This window comes from Parabacteroides sp. AF21-43 (assembly GCF_003635435.1).
GTDB lineage: Bacteria > Bacteroidota > Bacteroidia > Bacteroidales > Tannerellaceae > Parabacteroides > Parabacteroides distasonis.
Genome location: NZ_QTMG01000004.1, coordinates 238,398 through 255,425 on the forward strand (window position 1 = coordinate 238,398; position 17,028 = coordinate 255,425).

General features: G+C 48.8%; 8 protein-coding genes. 5 read left to right on the forward strand and 3 right to left on the reverse strand.

The window, feature by feature from the left end; translation table 11 throughout:
* Nucleotides 1-14: 14 nt before the first annotated feature.
* The 3 genes from DWX84_RS05185 to ribF are packed head-to-tail and all read right to left on the reverse strand — an operon-like array spanning nt 15 to nt 3,270.
* Nucleotides 15-1,289, reverse strand: coding sequence for a lipopolysaccharide biosynthesis protein (locus DWX84_RS05185; RefSeq protein ID WP_121960710.1), 1,275 nt, complete (start codon nt 1,287-1,289; stop codon nt 15-17).
* 3 nt (nt 1,290-1,292) lie between these two features.
* Nucleotides 1,293-2,348 carry a M20 family metallo-hydrolase gene (locus DWX84_RS05190; RefSeq protein WP_057317251.1) on the reverse strand — a complete coding sequence of 352 codons (1,056 nt, stop codon included), beginning with the start codon at nt 2,346-2,348 and terminating at the stop codon, nt 1,293-1,295.
* Between the two features lies 1 nt (nt 2,349).
* Nucleotides 2,350-3,270, reverse strand: coding sequence for a riboflavin biosynthesis protein RibF (gene ribF, locus DWX84_RS05195; protein ID WP_121960709.1), 921 nt, complete (start codon nt 3,268-3,270; stop codon nt 2,350-2,352).
* A gap of 203 nt (nt 3,271-3,473) precedes the next feature.
* Between ribF and DWX84_RS05200 the strand changes: the two genes are divergently transcribed.
* The 5 genes from DWX84_RS05200 (at nt 3,474) to DWX84_RS05220 (ending at nt 16,582) form a co-directional block, all read left to right on the forward strand.
* A complete protein-coding gene (locus tag DWX84_RS05200) occupies nt 3,474-7,553 on the forward strand; it encodes a two-component regulator propeller domain-containing protein (protein ID WP_057317252.1) in 4,080 nt (1,359 codons plus the stop codon).
* Between the two features lie 230 nt (nt 7,554-7,783).
* A complete protein-coding gene (locus DWX84_RS05205; protein ID WP_048926988.1) occupies nt 7,784-10,642 on the forward strand; it encodes a TIM-barrel domain-containing protein in 2,859 nt (952 codons plus the stop codon).
* A gap of 27 nt (nt 10,643-10,669) precedes the next feature.
* Nucleotides 10,670-13,198 (forward strand): sugar-binding domain-containing protein, encoded by a 2,529-nt coding sequence (locus DWX84_RS05210; RefSeq protein WP_048926989.1) that lies wholly within the window; start codon nt 10,670-10,672, stop codon nt 13,196-13,198.
* Nucleotides 13,199-13,220: 22 nt separating this feature from the next.
* Nucleotides 13,221-15,419: a glycoside hydrolase family 3 C-terminal domain-containing protein gene (locus DWX84_RS05215; protein WP_048926990.1), complete on the forward strand. Its 2,199-nt coding sequence runs from the start codon at nt 13,221-13,223 to the stop codon at nt 15,417-15,419.
* A 212-nt stretch (nt 15,420-15,631) separates the two neighbouring features.
* A complete protein-coding gene (locus tag DWX84_RS05220) occupies nt 15,632-16,582 on the forward strand; it encodes a Dyp-type peroxidase (protein WP_005860205.1) in 951 nt (316 codons plus the stop codon).
* Nucleotides 16,583-17,028: the final 446 nt, after the last annotated feature.

Genomic DNA, 17,028 nt, shown 5'->3' on the forward strand with positions numbered 1-17,028 from the left:
AATTCGTGATAGAATTACAAGGATTTTTGTATATGAATTCTGCAAGCTTGGAAGTCTTTTTTGTTCGGAAGGAACTCATTCCAGCGTGTAAGTGTTTGCCGGGAGAAGACCGTCAATGAGAAAACCAGCATAGAGGTAAAGGCGATACTGGTCGTGATAGCGGAACCTACGACCCCGTAAGACGGGATGAGTAGAAAGCCGGAGATTAATAAGGCAATAAGCCCTACGCACGAGCTTGCCGTACTGTACCGGATCTTTCCGCTGCCGATGAAATAATGGCTGATGATGCTGTTGCAGCCTAACGCTACGATTCCGATCGATAATCCGCCTATCACTTTACGTATGCCTTTGAACTCGGCGCTGAAAAGATAATCCGTATATATCCATTCCGGTACCAATAAGATACATCCCATCACGAGGGCTAAAGCGCAAAAGGTCAATTTGAAAAGCTGTAAGGTAATACGTTTTTGTTCCGTTGCCTCTGAGGTCTTGGCCACGCTACTGTATTCGATGAAACTTACGCTGCGACTAATATTCCATACACTCTCGGAGATCTTGGTCCCAGCGTCTAGCAAGCCTACGCTTCCCAACCCGGCGAAACGTTGTATCAAGAAATAATTGAGTCGGGTAGTACAGGTTTCCGCCAACCCGTCCGCACCGGCCCACAGGCCGTAGGCAAACATTTCTTTTAATAGACCGTAGAGTGATTTGCCGGAAGACCGGGATGTCTCCTTTAAGAAATAAGGAACAAGCATCGATAGGCTGGCAATAAAGGCTATGCCGTTCGTGACATATAATCCCCAGACATACGACCGTACGTCCGGGCGCTTCAATATATAATAGAAATAGAGTAAGACGAAAAATAGCAGTCCTCCTTGCAATATAAACGTGAGATTAAACCCTTTGATATTGTCTTTACCCAACAAGAAGCGGGCATTGGCGTTTACCGTAGAGCTCAAGATCGCCAACAAGAAGATATCCAGCCGATAGCCGGTGGGTAAAAGCCCGGTAAGATACATGAAGCCGCAAGCTAGGGAAGAGCCGATAGGTGTCCACAGATATGCGGAAAGGAAAATTGTCCGCATGGAGTAACGATTCATGAAATAGACAATCGTATTCCCGCATAAAATCCCATTGACGATTACCGCTATATTTACCGAGGCCACGATCAACCCGATCATCCCCACGCCCTCGATTCCCAGCACCTTTGCGTTGATGAAGATCAGCGCTAGGTTAAGGAAAGCTATCAGATAACGCGAGCCTATTGTCCCCAGTATCTTTTTTAACATAAGCTATAGTTGTAATCCATTCAGTAACCTTACATAGGTATCGATCGCTTCCCGGATCTCCGGTCCCTTGATGTATTCGTCCGCGGAATGGGAACGTGCCGAGTTTCCCGGCCCTATCTTTACGGAGGGGAAACGCATCAAGGCTTGGTCGCTAAGCGTAGGAGAGCCGAAAGGCTCTTTTCCCATCAAGATCGCCCGTCGCACAAAAGGATGATCCAGATCCGTGCGGGTGGAGCTAAGGCGGAAGCTGCGGGCCTTGATCTCGCAATGAACCTTTTCCTTGATTAGCTCGAATAACTGTTCGTTCGTATAAAATTCGTTGGTGCGGATATCTACCGTGAATTCGCATTTATCGGGAACGACATTGTGTTGTGTACCGGCGTGGATGATGGTGACAGTCATTTTCACCGGTCCGAGGAAGTCGCTTTTCTCCGGGAATTGATAGGTGCTGAACCATTCTATATCCTTCATCGCTAAAGTGATGGCATTGATGCCCTCATTACGTGCGGCATGTCCGGCCTTTCCGATAGCGGTGCAATCCAGTACCATTAACCCTTTCTCGGCTACGGCGGGTTGCATACCCGTGGGTTCACCTACGACAGCGAAGGAGATAGGAGGAAGCTCGGCCAATGCGCTTTCAATGCCATTCTTCCCGGATACCTCTTCCTCACAAGACGCGAGGAAGATTAGATTATAAGGTTGCTCTTTCTCGCTTAAGATGCAGAAGGCTTCATAGAGGGAGACTACGCTCGCCCCGGCATCGTTACTGCCCAGTCCATATAATTGATCATCCTCGGTCTCTTCGGGAGTGAACGGGTCTTTGGTCCAACCGGAAGCGGGCTTGACGGTGTCTATATGGGAGTTGAGTAAAAGGGTCGGTTTACCGAAATCGAAATCCGGGGCGATGATCCACAGGTTGTTGCCTTTGCGGAACACCTTTTGTCCGGCCTTTTTCCATTCTGCTTGCAGGAAATCCGCTACGGCGGTCTCGTCCCGGCTGAAAGACGGACGGGAGATCATGCCTTTTAATAAATCAATCGCTTCGTAATATCTTTCCATATTATAATAAATTATTTACGGTGCATCTGTCCTTCTCCAGTTGGGCTTTCAATTCTTCTAAGGAATCGAATTTGATGTCTCCGCGTACGTATTGAACGAATGAAACACGAATGCTATCATTGTAGATATCTCCGGAGAAATCCAGAATGTTGACCTCCATGGATATGTCCTTCCCATTATTGAGTGTCGGACGGTCACCGATATAAAGCATTCCCTTATATCGTTTGCCTTCCACCTCCACCCATACGGCATATACGCCAATACCCGGAATGACTTTAAAAGGCTCATCTACCCGTATATTCGCCGTGGGAAATCCTAGCGTGCGTCCCACTTTATAGCCGCTGACGATATGGCCCAGCAATTGATAGGGATAGGTCAGTAAATAAGCGGCTTCCGCTACATTTCCGGCTTGAAGTAATTTCCGGATCTCGGAAGAGCTGACGGCCGTATTCCCTTCGTCATAGGGAGATGCCTTCAGCACCTCGATACCACATTCGGTGCCATAAACGACATATTGCTCGAAGCCATCCGTCCGATCGTGCCCGAAACGATGGTCATATCCGATCAATAAGGTCTTTACATGCAGGCTCTTCGCTAAAATAGAGGTAATGAATTCCTTGGCCGAGAGCCGGGATAGCTCGATCGTAAAATCCAATACGATGCAATAATCTACTCCGGTAGTCTCTAATTGCTGTAACTTTTCCTCGAAAGAATTTAATAGCTTCGGTTGGTAATCCGCGTGCAATACGGCCCGGGGATGTTCCGGGAAGGTGATTACGGCCGATGGCAGGTTACGTGCTTTGGCAATCTCTTTCATCTCGTCGATTAAGAAACGGTGTCCTAGATGCACACCATCGAAAAATCCGATCGTAGCCACCAGTTCCTTTCCTTTCAGTCTGTCAAAATCTCTTACAACAATCATTGCGCCTTATTCATTTCTATTCCAATCGAAAGACAAATGTACGGGATAATTTTTAATAATCATGTTCTTATATATAGATACTTTACGTGTATGTTTACTGCAACCCGCGTTGCAGCAGAATTAGATACAGGTTGGTTTGGTTCGTTCTCGGGAAATATCTATATTTGCTAAGTATGAAAACGAAAACTCTACTCTGTATCATAATGATCCTGTCTTGGGGAATGTTGGGATCCGGACTAGCGGCGGAAGATATTCTTTTCAACCGTCTGGGAGTACAGGACGGTCTGTCTTCCAATGAGATCACTTGTATCCTGAAAGACCGGAAGGGGTTTATGTGGTTGGGTACCACTTCTGGGGTGAACCGTTTTGATGGGTATGAGTTTAAGCATTATAAATACAAGGAAAGCGGGTTGCCTTTTAGGGAGGAGCATGTCTCCGAGCTTCAAGAAACCGCCGATGGGCGTATTTGGATTACCTATAATACGAACCAACTTTGCGTATATGAGCCCGATAATGACCGTTTTATTCCGGAGAAGGAAATATTAGATAGCTTACGTCTAGAGAATCCTCCCGCTAAGATATTTGTCGACAATGATAAACAACTCTATTTCGCTACCTATACGAATGAATTTTGCCGTTATGATCAAGCGAGGGGAAAGATTTATTCGTATCCGCTAAATAAAGAGGATGGCCGGGTTTGTGATATGAGTGACGTGGGCGATCGTCTATATGTAGTCCATACCTCGGGAGTGGTAGAGGGGATCGATAAGGCATCCGGAGAACCTGTCTATCGGGATGAGTATCTGACTCAATATGCGAATGCCCAGTTATTCTATGTGTTCGCCGATAGTGACGGGGATCTGTGGTTTTTCTTAAATCCCGGATATAGTAGAGGTCTCTTTCGCCTAAATCCCAAAAGCAAGGAGTGGAAACATTATACGACCGAAACCCCGGTCGCTTTATCCTCTATAATGGTGCGTGACGTGGCGGAGGATATGAACGGTAATATCTGGATCGCTACCGATCATGGCGGTATCAATATCTTGGATAAACGTCTGGACCGGATGCGTTATATACGAAATAACCCGTTTAACCAAACGAGTTTGAGCCAGAATAGCGTGATCTGCTTGTATCGGGATGATACGGGGATTATGTGGGCCGGCACTTATAAAAACGGCATCAACTATTATCATGAGAGCATTTTTAAATTCCAGACTATCCGGTACCCTTTGGAGTTGATGCGGGATATCTTTAACAATGACTTTAATTGTATCGTAGAAGATAAAGAAGGGGATCTGTGGATCGGTACTAGCGGAAACGGCCTATTACGTTACGATCGGGAAACCGGGGAGTATGTCCGCTACCGGGCGGGGCGGGAAAGCGAGAACGCTATCTCCGGCGATGTCGTGATTAGTATGGCGAAAGATTTGGATGGCAAGTTATGGCTGGGTACTTATATGGAGGGGTTGACCGGTTTTGACGGGAAACGTTTCAAGCATTATCGGGATATCCCGGGCAGTAAGGACGGCTTATCCAATAATAGCGTGTATAGTTTGTATGTCGATGCCAAGAATCGTTTGTGGATCGGTACGTTGGAAGGCGGCCTGGATTGCTTGGATCAATCTACCGGGAAATGGACGTATTATCGTATGGGGGATAAGGAGAATGCGATTAACTCGGATATCGTATATAGCCTTTCCGGGGATGAGAAGGGGAATATTGTCGTTGGAACTTCTTTAGGAGTGAACTGGATCAACCCGGAGACGGGGACTGTTACTTCTTTTAACGGCACGAAGGATGGACGTTCCGTGTTTGAGGATCAAATCATCAATGTCGTATTTTGTGATAGCCGCCAATGGGTATGGATCGGGAGTAATCATGGGCTACATATATATGATAGGTTGAATGATAAGATGTATCGGTTGAACCATTCTTCCGGATTACCGGATAACAGCATCATGTCTATCTTGGAGGATAAATATCATACGGTTTGGGTGGGAACGAAGAACGGCTTATTGAATATCGTTCCGAATCGGGATACGGATAATAATTATACGTTCGATTGGAATAGCTATGATGAGAATGAGGGCGTTCAAGGACGTGTGTTTAACGTGAATAGCGCTTGCGGACTGGAAACGGGTGAGTTGGCGTTTGGCGGGACAAACGGTCTTACCTTCGTTGATCCTGCCCGGATACGTTATAATAGCTATGCTCCACCGGCGGTGATAACCGGACTTATGGTGAATAATGTCCCGATAACGGCGAGAGAGGCGTATGACGGGCATGTGATTTTGGATAAAGATATCACCTGTACCAAGCAATTGAAACTGAATTATACGGAACGTAATTTCTCCTTTACCATCTCTTCTTGTTGCTATTTCCTTCCTTTGAAGAATAAATATGCTTTTAAGATGGAGGGCTTCGACTCGGAATGGACTACCGTAAGCGCCTTGGAACGTCGTATTACCTATACGAACTTGAACCCGGGAACTTACACTTTCAAGGTAAAGGCGATGAATAACGACCGGATTTGGAGCAAGGAGATCACGAGCTTGCAGATCACGATCTTGCCTCCGTTCTGGGCTACCGGATGGGCAATAGCGTTGTATATCATAGCTGGTATATTATTGGCGTATGGCGTGATACGTTTTATTTTCCGTATCCAGCAAAAGAAGTTGGAGGAGGAGCAAGAACGGGCTACTGTGCGTCAGCAGCATGAGGTGGACGAGATGAAGCTTCGTTTCTTTACGAACGTAAGCCATGAGTTCCGTACGCCGCTAACATTGATCATGACTCCTTTGGAGAAGTTGATGAAAACGGAGAAAGACATGGAATCCCAGCAAATATTGAAGTTGATCTACCGGAACGCCGACCGGTTGCTTAAATTGGTGAACCAGTTATTGGATTTCCGCAAGATCGATATGCAAGGGGATAGCTTGGTCTTGTCTACCGGCGATATTGTCCCGTTCGTGCGTGACGTGGCTTATTCCTTCAAGGAGCTTTCGGAGCAAAAGCGGATTCATTTCTCTTTCTCCTCGGTCTTCACGTCTCTCCCAATGAAGTTTGACACGGATAAGGTCTTCAAGATCGTCTCTAATCTACTGAGTAACGCTTTTAAGTTTACGCCGGAGGGAGGTACTATCTCGGTGACGCTTAGCTTGCGGTTGGAGAAGGAGGGAGAGAACAAACTGGTTATCGAGGTGTCGGATAGCGGTATCGGTATTCCTGCGGATAAACAAGGAGCTATCTTCGATCGCTTTTATCAGGTGTCTTCCCCGGATAAGGGAAATCCCGTGGTAGGTACGGGTATCGGCCTGCACCTATGCCGGGAATTCGTGCGGATGCATCATGGGACGATAACCGTGAAAAGCGAGCCGGGAGCGGGTAGTACGTTTACGGTTACGCTGCCGGTGATCCCCTTGGACAACCAAGATATTATCTCGGCTCCAGAAGGAATTGCCGAAGGGGATATCTTGCCTCCGGTTGAGGAGCATGCGGAGATCGCTGATAAGGATGCGTCTCCGGCGGAAAGACCTACGTTGCTGGTCGTAGACGATAACACGGATTTCCGGGAATTTATGAAGTTAAGCTTGAGTGGCGTTTATTCGGTACTTACGGCGGCGGATGGAGAAGATGCGTGGAAACTCATTCCGGAGGAGCTGCCGGATATGGTGATCAGCGACGTGATGATGCCTATCACCGACGGTATCACTTTATGCCGCCGGATCAAGGGAGACATCCGGACTTCCCACATCCCGGTGATCCTACTGACGGCAAAGTCCGCTAAAGATAGCCAACTGGTCGGTCTGGAAGCCGGTGCGGATGATTATATCAGCAAGCCATTCAATATGGAGATGCTTCTCTTGAAGGTGCGGCATTTGATCGAGATGAAGAAGAAGATGCAAAAGGCCTTTATGCAGTCCTCTACCATGGGCATCGCCTTGACGGAAGTACAAGCTAGCTCCATGGATGAGGAGTTGATGCGTAAGGCCATCGCCTATATCGAAGAGCAGATCGCCAATCCGGAGTTGTCTGTAGAACGGTTGAGCCGGGAGATGGGCATGAGTCGTGTGAACTTCTACAAGAAATGCCTTTCCATCACGGGTAAGACTCCGGTAGAGTTGATCCGTACGGTGCGCTTGAAGCGTGCGGCGCAGTTATTGGAGAAGAGCCAGATGCGGGTCAACGAGGTCGCGCTGGAGTGCGGTTTCAATGATGTGAAGTTATTCCGGAAGTATTTTAAGGATGAGTTCGGAAGGCTTCCCTCTGACTATCATAAATAAACTTTTTCTAAATAAATGCCACGTAATTAGGGGATATAACAAAATATCCCCTTAAAATAAACATTCTTCCCCTACCTTTTTACGGTTCTCCCCATAACCCAAAACATTTATGGCTTCCTGTCCGCCGCGAACCCTTTAATTTTGCCAACGAATGAAGAACCATTTTTCTTGTATGGAAAAACCTGTTCGGACTCATTGCTGATCGGAAATAATTAAAGAATCTATAGAATATGAAACAACACATCGCGGTATTCACGTTAGGGCTTTCCCTGCTGACTTCCTGCATGACTGATTCCGCTTACCGGAAGGTCGAGAATGGCTTGGTCGCCGATATCCGTTCCGGACAGGCGAAGGCTGTTAAATTGGAAGTAATCTCTGATGATATTATCCGGGTAATCGCCTCTCCGGATGGTAAGTTTTCCAACCAAGTGAACTTGATCAAGGACACGAAATCGTTACCCGCCCCATCGTTTCAGATAACGACCTCGGGGGATACGATCATCGTAAGTACGCAAACCACACAGGCCCGTCTTTCACGGGAGACCGGAGAGGTTCGCTTTACCGACGCCAACGGACACACGATCCTTCGTGAGAAGACAAACGGAGGCAAGGAATTTACGCCGATCGAGGTGGAAGGAACCAAAGGTTATACCTTACGTCAGGTATTTGAGAGCGAGGACGAGGAAGGGCTTTACGGCCTAGGACAGCATCAGAGCGATGAGTTCAACTACAAAGGCAAGAACGAGGAGCTTTTCCAATATAACACGAAGGTGAGCGTGCCGTTTATCGTTTCCTCAAAAGGGTATGGTGTACTTTGGCATAACTATTCCTTGAGCCGTTTCGGCGACAAGCGTCCATACGCCGATTTGGGCGATGTCTTTGGTCTATACGGAAAAGACGGGAGGGCAGGGGCGTTGACCGCTACCTACTATACGGATAAGGCGAAGAATTCCGTTTTAATCCAGCGGGATGAAGATAAGGTAGATTATGAGAATCTGAAAACCATCAAGAACCTGCCGGCAGACTTCCCGAAGCCGAGCGCTTCCGCTACTTGGGAGGGCGAGATCGAGGCGAAAGAGACGGGTACTTATCATTTCAAACTACATTACGCCGGTTATACCAAGGTATTTGTGAATAATGAAGAGATCATCCCGGAACGTTGGCGTGCGGCATGGAACCCGAATGATTACAAGGCTACGGCCGATCTGGAAAAGGGCAAACGCTATCCGATCCGTATCGAATGGTTGCCGGATGGCGATGTCTCTTATATCGGCTTGAAGGTATTATCTCCGCTACCGGAGGAGGAGCGGGAGCGGTTGGCTTTCTGGTCGGAAATGGGGGATGATATCGATTACTACTTCATCAACGGAGAGTCTTCCATGGATAAGGTGATCAGCGGTTACCGCACGGTTACGGGCAAGAGCCAGATCATGCCGAGATGGGCGATGGGATTCTGGTTGAGCCGTGAGCGTTATAAGACGCAAGAGGAGCTATTGACCGCCTTGAACGAATACCGCCGGCGGCAGGTTCCCTTGGATGTGATCGTACAGGATTGGAGCTATTGGCCGGTAGACGCATGGGGTAGCCACGAGTTTGATAAGGAACGTTTCCCGGACCCGAAAGGCATGATTCAGGAAATCCACGATAAGGATGCCCGTATCATGATCTCCGTATGGCCGAAGTTCTATTATACGACAGAGCATTATAAAGAGTTGGATGCGCTGGGTGCTATGTATCAGCAGGCGATTAAGGATAGTATCCGCGACTGGATTTATCCGGGTTATATCGGCTCTTTCTATGACGCGTACAACCCGGAGGCCCGCAAGCTTTTCTGGAGACAGATGAACGAGCATCTGTATTCCTTGGGCATCGACGCTTGGTGGATGGACGCTTCCGAGCCGAACGTACAGGATAATACGGACATCGAATACCGGAAGGCGCTTTGCGGACCTACTTATCTGGGCCCTTCTGCGAAATACTTCAACGCTTACGCTTTGGCTAACGCCGAGGCGATCTACGACGGACAACGTAGCGTAAACCCGGATGACCGTGTATTCCTATTGACCCGTTCCGGTTTCGCCGGCCAGCAACGTTATTCTACCGCTACATGGAGTGGCGATATCGGTACTCGCTGGGAAGATATGAAAGCGCAGATCAGCGCCGGCTTGAACTTCGCCATGTCCGGTATTCCTTACTGGACGATGGATATCGGTGGCTTCAGCGTGGAGAACCGTTATATGGCCGCTAAGGAAGGTAGCGAGGATTTGAGGGAATGGAGGGAGTTGAACAACCGTTGGTATCAGTTCGGAGCTTTCTGTCCGTTGTTCCGTAGCCACGGGCAATATCCTTGCCGCGAGATCTATAATATCGCTCCGGAAGGATCGCCTACGTACCAATCGATGAAGTATTATACCGAGTTGCGCTATCAATTGATGCCGTATATCTATAGCTTGGCCTCCAAGACGCATTTTGAGGATTATACGATCATGCGTGCCTTGGTGATGGATTATTCGGACGATGAGAAGACTTACGATATAGACGACCAGTTTATGTTTGGCCCGGCCTTCATGGCATGCCCGGTGTATGAGTATAAGGCTCGCGACCGTGAGGTGTATTTCCCGTCAGGCATTTGGTACGATTACTACAACGGCAAGCGTATACAAGGCGGGACGACAATACATGTGGATGCTCCTTATGAGCGTATGCCTTTGTTCGTGAGAGCCGGCTCTATCGTACCGACCGGAAAGGTAATCCAGTCTACGAAAGAGGAACAGAAAGACTTAATCGTCTCTGTTTACGCCGGTGCCGACGGCTCCTTCACCTTATATGAGGATAATGGCGTGACCTACGATTACGAGAAAGGAAATTACGCTACCATCCCGTTTGTTTATGATGATGCGAGGCGAACGCTCACGATCGGCGCACGGGAGGGCGACTATCCGGGCATGATCCGCGAGCGTCAGATCACGGTACGTCTCATCACGCCGGAGAACCCCGCTGGCAAGGACGTGACAATATCTTACCAAGGTAAACCTCTAGTTGTAGAGACGGGGCACGCCCCGTCTCTACAACTGGGTAGTATCAATTAAACTATATAATCACTAATGATACCACTGATGAATCGGCCACTTGCGTGGCTTCTGGGCCTATTGCTCACCGCCTGTTCCCCCACCGGGGAGCAGGTGCGTGAACGTAGCTCATGGAATGACGATTGGAAGTTTGCCTTGTCGGATAGCGTTCAGGATTATTCATCCCCGGACAGCGATGATTCCACTTGGCGTATCTTATCTTTACCGCATGATTGGAGTATCGAGGGGGATTTCTCCCTCGATAACCCGTCTACCCCGGGCGGCGGCGCGCTACCGGGCGGGATTGGTTGGTATCGAAAGACATTTACCCTTCCGGAGACGGATCGGGGTAAGGTTGTTTATGTTGATTTCGACGGGGTTTACCGGAATAGCGAGGTCTGGATCAATGGTCATTCGCTGGGATTCCGCCCGAATGGTTATGTATCGTTTCGTTATGACTTGACGCCTTATTTGAGGTATGGAAGCCAACCGAACGTGATTGTCGTGAAGGCGGATAATAGCGAGCAGCCGAATTCCCGCTGGTATTCAGGCTCCGGTATCTACCGTAACGTATGGCTGGTGAAGGTGAATCCGGTACATGTGGACAACTGGGGTACTTTCGTGCATGATATGAGGATCTCACCGGAGGAGGCTACCTTCTCCTTGGAGGTGAGAATAAGGAATAGCTCGGAGGCGGATAGGGAGGCCGAAGTCTCTACCTCTATTTACGATGACCGTAACAGAGTTGTTACGGCACCCGTAACAACTCTGTTACGGGTACCGTATACGCCCTGTTACGACGCCTGTATGCGGGAGGCATCTGTCGATCATCAGTTCTCGATCCCAAATCCCAAACTTTGGAGTCCCGATTCTCCCTCGCTCTACACGTCCGTCACGGAAGTGAAAGTGGCCGGCAAGGTGGTAGACCGTTATGAGACGGTATTCGGATTGCGTACGTTCCGTTGGGATTCCGCTACCGGCTTTTATTTGAATGATAAGCCTTTGAAGATAAAAGGGGTTTGCCTGCATCATGATTTAGGCTGTCTGGGTGCCACCGTGAATACACGGGCTATCGAGCGCCAGCTACAGATCATGAAGGAGATGGGTGTGAACGCGATCCGTACCAGCCATAACGCCCCGGCACCCGAGTTGCTGGATCTTTGCGATCGTATGGGCCTTCTGGTACAGGATGAGTCTTTCGATATGTGGGAACGCCGTAAGTCTCCGTACGATTACGCCCGGTATTTCGCGGAGTGGCACGAGCGGGATTTGACGGACGAGATCTTGCGTGACCGGAATCACGCCTCTGTTTTCATGTGGAGTATAGGCAATGAGGTACTTGAGCAATGGAGTCATGCCGACGCTACCGAGCTGGATCTGCAAGCGGCGAACCTGATCTTGAATGCCGGTCATGCCATCGATCCCGCTTTGCTGAAGGATACGACCCTTAGTCGTCAATCCTTGATCACCCGTCATCTGGCGGCTATCGTGAAACGGCTGGATACCTCCCGGGTCGTTACCGCCGGCTGTAACGAGGTAAACCCTGCGAATCATCTGTTCCGCTCGGATGCCTTGGATGTGCTGGGCTTCAACTACCATGAGCGATATTTCGAGCCGTTTCTCCGGAATTTCCCCGGAAAGAAACTGATCGTGAGCGAATCTACCTCGGCCTTGATGACCCGTGGCTATTATGAGATGCCGTCCGATCATATTTATATCCGTCCGGAATCGTGGGACAAGCCTTTCGAGGCTCCCGAGCATGTTTGCTCCTCTTATGATAATTGCCATGTACCTTGGGGCTCTACACACGAGAAGACTTGGCATCTGGTGAAGACGCTTCCGCATGTATCCGGCCTGTTCGTCTGGACGGGTTTCGATTACTTGGGAGAGCCTACCCCGTATTGGTGGCCCAGCCGGAGCAGCTTCTTCGGTATCGTGGATCTGGCGGGTTTCCCGAAGGATGTATATTATATGTATAAAAGCGAGTGGACGGATGAACCCGTATTGCACATTTTCCCGCATTGGAACTGGAAAGAAGGCGAACCGGTGGATATCTGGGCCTATTATAACAATGCCGATGAGGTGGAACTATACCTAAACGGAAAGAGCCTAGGCGTACGACAAAAAACGGACAGTACCTATCATGTCTCTTGGCGTGTGCCTTTTACGCCCGGAACCTTGAGAGCCGTCTCCCGCTTAGGGGGTAAGGAGGTCTTGGTGAAAGAGATCCATACGGCAGGAGAGCCGGCCCGTTTGGTCTTGACCCCGGATCGTAGTGTCATCCAAGCGGATGGCTCGGACCTATCGTTTGTAACCGTAGATGTATGCGATATCGATGGTAACCGGGTTCCCGACGCTACCCCGTTGATCCGTTTCTCCGTGGAGGGCCCGGGTGAGATCGCCGGAACGGATAACGGAGATCCGAACGATCCGAACAGCCTCCGTAAACCGAAACGGCAAGCTTACTACGGAAAAGCCTTGGTCGTGATCCGGAACAAGGGCGGACAAGGCGACATCCACTTAAAAGCCATAGCCGAGGGCTTACCCGAGGCGACGGTAACGATTCAAGCGCAATAATAAACCTATAAATAAAAAGGAAATGAAAAAGATAATAGGCGTGATCGCTTGCGGGCTATTCTTGAACACGGCTGCTGCGAGCTCGCAGGTCACGGATAAAGAGAAGGTACAAATGGAGAAACGTATCGAGAAACTGATTAAGAAGATGACCTTGGAGGAAAAGGTCGGATTATTGCATGGTAACTCAAAATTCTATGTTGCCGGAGTAGAGCGTCTGGGGATTCCCGAGTGGAGCTTGAGCGACGGGCCTCACGGGGTACGTGCGGAGATCAATCGCCACGACTGGGCATATGCGGGTTGGACAAATGATTCCGCCTCTTATTTCCCGACCGGCACGGCTTTCGCCGCCACTTGGAATCCGGAGTTGGCTTACCGTCGGGGCGAGGTGCTGGGCGAGGAGGCTCGCTGGCGTAAGAAGGACGTATTGCTGGGCCCGGGCGTGAATATCATTCGCTCCCCGCTTTGTGGCCGTAACTTCGAGTATATGAGCGAGGATCCTTATATGAACTCCGTATTGGCGGTCGCTTATATCAAAGGCTTGCAGAGCCGTGACGTGGCTTGCAGCGTAAAGCATTTCGCCGTGAATAACCAAGAGACAAACCGTACGACTGTCGATGTGGAATGTAGCGAGCGTGCCTTGCGTGAGATTTATTTACCCGCTTTCAAGGCGGCCGTACAGGAGGGAGGCGCCTTGACGGTAATGGCCGCTTATAATAAATTCCGTGGGGAGTTCTGCGCGGAGAATAACTACTTGGTTCGCAAGATCCTTCGGAATGAATGGGGATTCGATGGCGTATATGTAACCGACTGGGGAGCCGCCCATAGCACGGTTCCTTCTATGGAGGCCGGCTTGGATCTGGAGATGGGCACGCTGATCGATAAATATGAGGATTGGTATTATGCCAACCCCTTGATCGAGGCTGTTAAATCTGGTAAGATTCCTATGAGCTTGGTGGACGAGAAGGTGGGCGATGTCTTACGTGTGATGATCAAGACGAATGTCTTGGACCCGAAAAAGCGTTTCGGCCCCGGCTCCATGAATACGAAAGAGCATCAGCAAGCCACTTACGACGCGGCTGCCGAAGCCATTGTCTTATTGAAGAACCAGAATAATCTTCTCCCGTTGGATTTCTCCTCGATCAAGAGTCTGGCGGTAATTGGCGATAACGCTACCCGCAAACATTCCAATGGTGGCTTGAGTTCCGAGATCAAGGCGGTTTATGAGGTAACTCCATTAGAGGCGCTTCGTGCGAAATGGGGCGATAAGGTGGATATCCGTTTTGCCCAAGGTTATGAGAAGTTATCTACTTTCGTGGAGGGTAGCAATAATGGGCAAAGCTCTGGTACTTTCTCTTCCAAGACACAGGAAAGCGACGCGTTATTGAAAGAGGCGGTAGAGGTTGCCCGCACGAGTGACGTGGCCCTTTTGGTTTGTGGTTTGAACCATGATTATGATACCGAGTCGTTCGACCGTCTGAATATGGATATCCCATACGGGCAGGTTGAGTTGATTCAAGAGGTGGTAAAGGCGAATCCTCGTACGATCGTGGTCATGATCGCCGGATCGCCGTTGAATATGGCCGCCGTAGATATTTGTTCCCCGGCTATCGTTTGGGCTTGGTTCAACGGTATGGAAGGAGGAAATGCCTTGGTAGACGTATTATCCGGCAAGGTGAATCCGAGCGGTAAGATGCCGTTCACCACTCCCGTGAGCTTGGATCAATCTCCGGCGCATGCGTTGGGCAACTTCCCCGGCAGGGATCTGAAAGTGAATTATGAGGAAGATATCTTGGTAGGTTACCGCTGGTTCGATACGAAGGGGCTTCCGGTCGTTTATCCGTTCGGTTACGGCTTATCCTATACGACATTCAACTATTCCAATCTGAATACGGATAAAAAGACGTATGATCAAGCGGACACGATCCAAGCGACTTTCACCCTAACTAATACCGGAGACCGTGAAGGAGCTGAGGTGGCCCAATTGTATGTAAGCGATCCGGTTTGCTCCGTGATGCGTCCGGTCAAGGAGTTAAAAGGCTTCAAGAAGGTATTCCTTAAACCCGGTGAGAGTCGGCGAATCACGTTGGACATCCCCGTATCCTCTTTAGCTTTCTATAGTGAGGCACAAAGCCAATTCGTCGTAGAACCCGGCGAGTTCATCCTCCAACTAGGAGCCTCCGCCTCAGATATCACGCAGAGAATCAGCGTGGAGGTGAAATAACTACCCAGTTGTAGAGACGGGGAGTGCCCCGTCTCCCACAGACTGATAGTATTCTTTAGTTACTATTTTGAAGGGATGAGACGGGGCACGCCCCGTCTCTACAAATAGATATTGAAAAATAACCGCTAGGACATTTTTCGTTACATTTCCTTGAACAAGAGCGCATCTATAGAGTTATATCCATATAATAACAATATAATTAAAGATGTGCTATGAACTCTCTACAAAATCCATTGAACGCTAACTATCCGCAAGATGTTACCCAAAAACCGGGCGAGAATGCGGTTTTCATTGTCTATGCTCTAAAAGATCTCCCCGACACGATTGATAAGGTAAAGGACGTGTGCGCTAATTTCTCCGCTTTGATACGTAGTATGCGCAATCGCTATCCTGATATGCAATTCAGTTGTACGATAGGATTCGGGGCGGATGCTTGGAAACGTTTCTTTCCGGAGCAAGGAAACCCCAAAGAATTGCAACCGTTTGAAGAGATCAAAGGAGTTAAGCTTACGGCTGTTTCTACCCCCGGGGATTTACTATTCCACATCCGCTGTAAGCAGATGGGACTGTGCTTTGAGTTCGCCTCCATTATAGACCAGAAACTGCGAGGTGTCGTGGAATCGATCGATGAGACCCACGGTTTTCGGTATAGAGACGGTAAGGCGATTATCGGTTTCGTGGACGGTACGGAGAATCCTGCCGTGGATGAAGACCCCTATCGTTTCGCGGTAATAGGCGATGAGGACCCCGAGTTTATGGGCGGAAGTTATGTATTTGTGCAAAAATACATTCATGATATGGTGGCATGGAATGCGCTTCCAGTGGAAGAGCAAGAGAAAGTCATCGGTCGCCGTAAATTCAACGATGTTGAGCTATCAGATGAGGAAAAACCGAAGAACGCCCATAACGCCGTGACGAACATCGGAGACGATCTGAAAATAGTCCGTGCTAACATGCCATTCGCCCATACCTCCAAAGGTGAATACGGTACCTATTTTATCGCCTATGCCAGCACGTTCAGCACCACCCGACGAATGCTGGAGAATATGTTCGTCGGTGATCCTGTAGGCAATACGGATCGTCTGCTGGACTTCAGCACGCCGATAACGGGAACTCTTTTCTTCGTTCCGTCGTATGAGTTGCTTGATAAGTTAGGGGAATAATTATTTATCCATCCTTAACTGTTTAGTTAACAGACTTCCACAGTGCCAATCATTTTCCATATCGTGGCACGGCTGTGCCATCAGCGTGGCATAGCTGTGCCTTCCTTATGGCAATGGTGTGCCATTGGGATGGCACAGTCGTGCCATCATGATGTGCTTATCTTTTAATGAAAGGCTTGTTGACTGATAAGGTTGGAGTTACGGATAACAGAAGTAAACCGCCTATTATCAATACTCCAAATATCCATAGCGGTTATATAGTGTTGGGAGTGTAGACGCGTGTTGTATGTCGTTTGCGGATTTCAACCCGGATTTATGAAGTTAACTTACTTGGTCATTTAAGTTAGCTTACTTTGCCAATGAAGTTAACTTACTTTGCCGTTGAAGCTAACTTACATTTGAAATGTTAGTTAACTGGTGACTATGCCTAAATTTACTTCACAGAT

Coding starts and splice junctions, on each gene's coding strand:
- DWX84_RS05185 (WP_121960710.1), bottom strand. CDS start 1,289: ATGTTAAAAAAGATACTGGGGACAATAGGCTCGCGTTATCTGATAGCT.
- DWX84_RS05190 (WP_057317251.1), bottom strand. CDS start 2,348: ATGGAAAGATATTACGAAGCGATTGATTTATTAAAAGGCATGATCTCC.
- ribF (WP_121960709.1), bottom strand. CDS start 3,270: ATGATTGTTGTAAGAGATTTTGACAGACTGAAAGGAAAGGAACTGGTG.
- DWX84_RS05200 (WP_057317252.1), top strand. CDS start 3,474: ATGATCCTGTCTTGGGGAATGTTGGGATCCGGACTAGCGGCGGAAGAT.
- DWX84_RS05205 (WP_048926988.1), top strand. CDS start 7,784: ATGAAACAACACATCGCGGTATTCACGTTAGGGCTTTCCCTGCTGACT.
- DWX84_RS05210 (WP_048926989.1), top strand. CDS start 10,670: ATGAATCGGCCACTTGCGTGGCTTCTGGGCCTATTGCTCACCGCCTGT.
- DWX84_RS05215 (WP_048926990.1), top strand. CDS start 13,221: ATGAAAAAGATAATAGGCGTGATCGCTTGCGGGCTATTCTTGAACACG.
- DWX84_RS05220 (WP_005860205.1), top strand. CDS start 15,632: ATGAACTCTCTACAAAATCCATTGAACGCTAACTATCCGCAAGATGTT.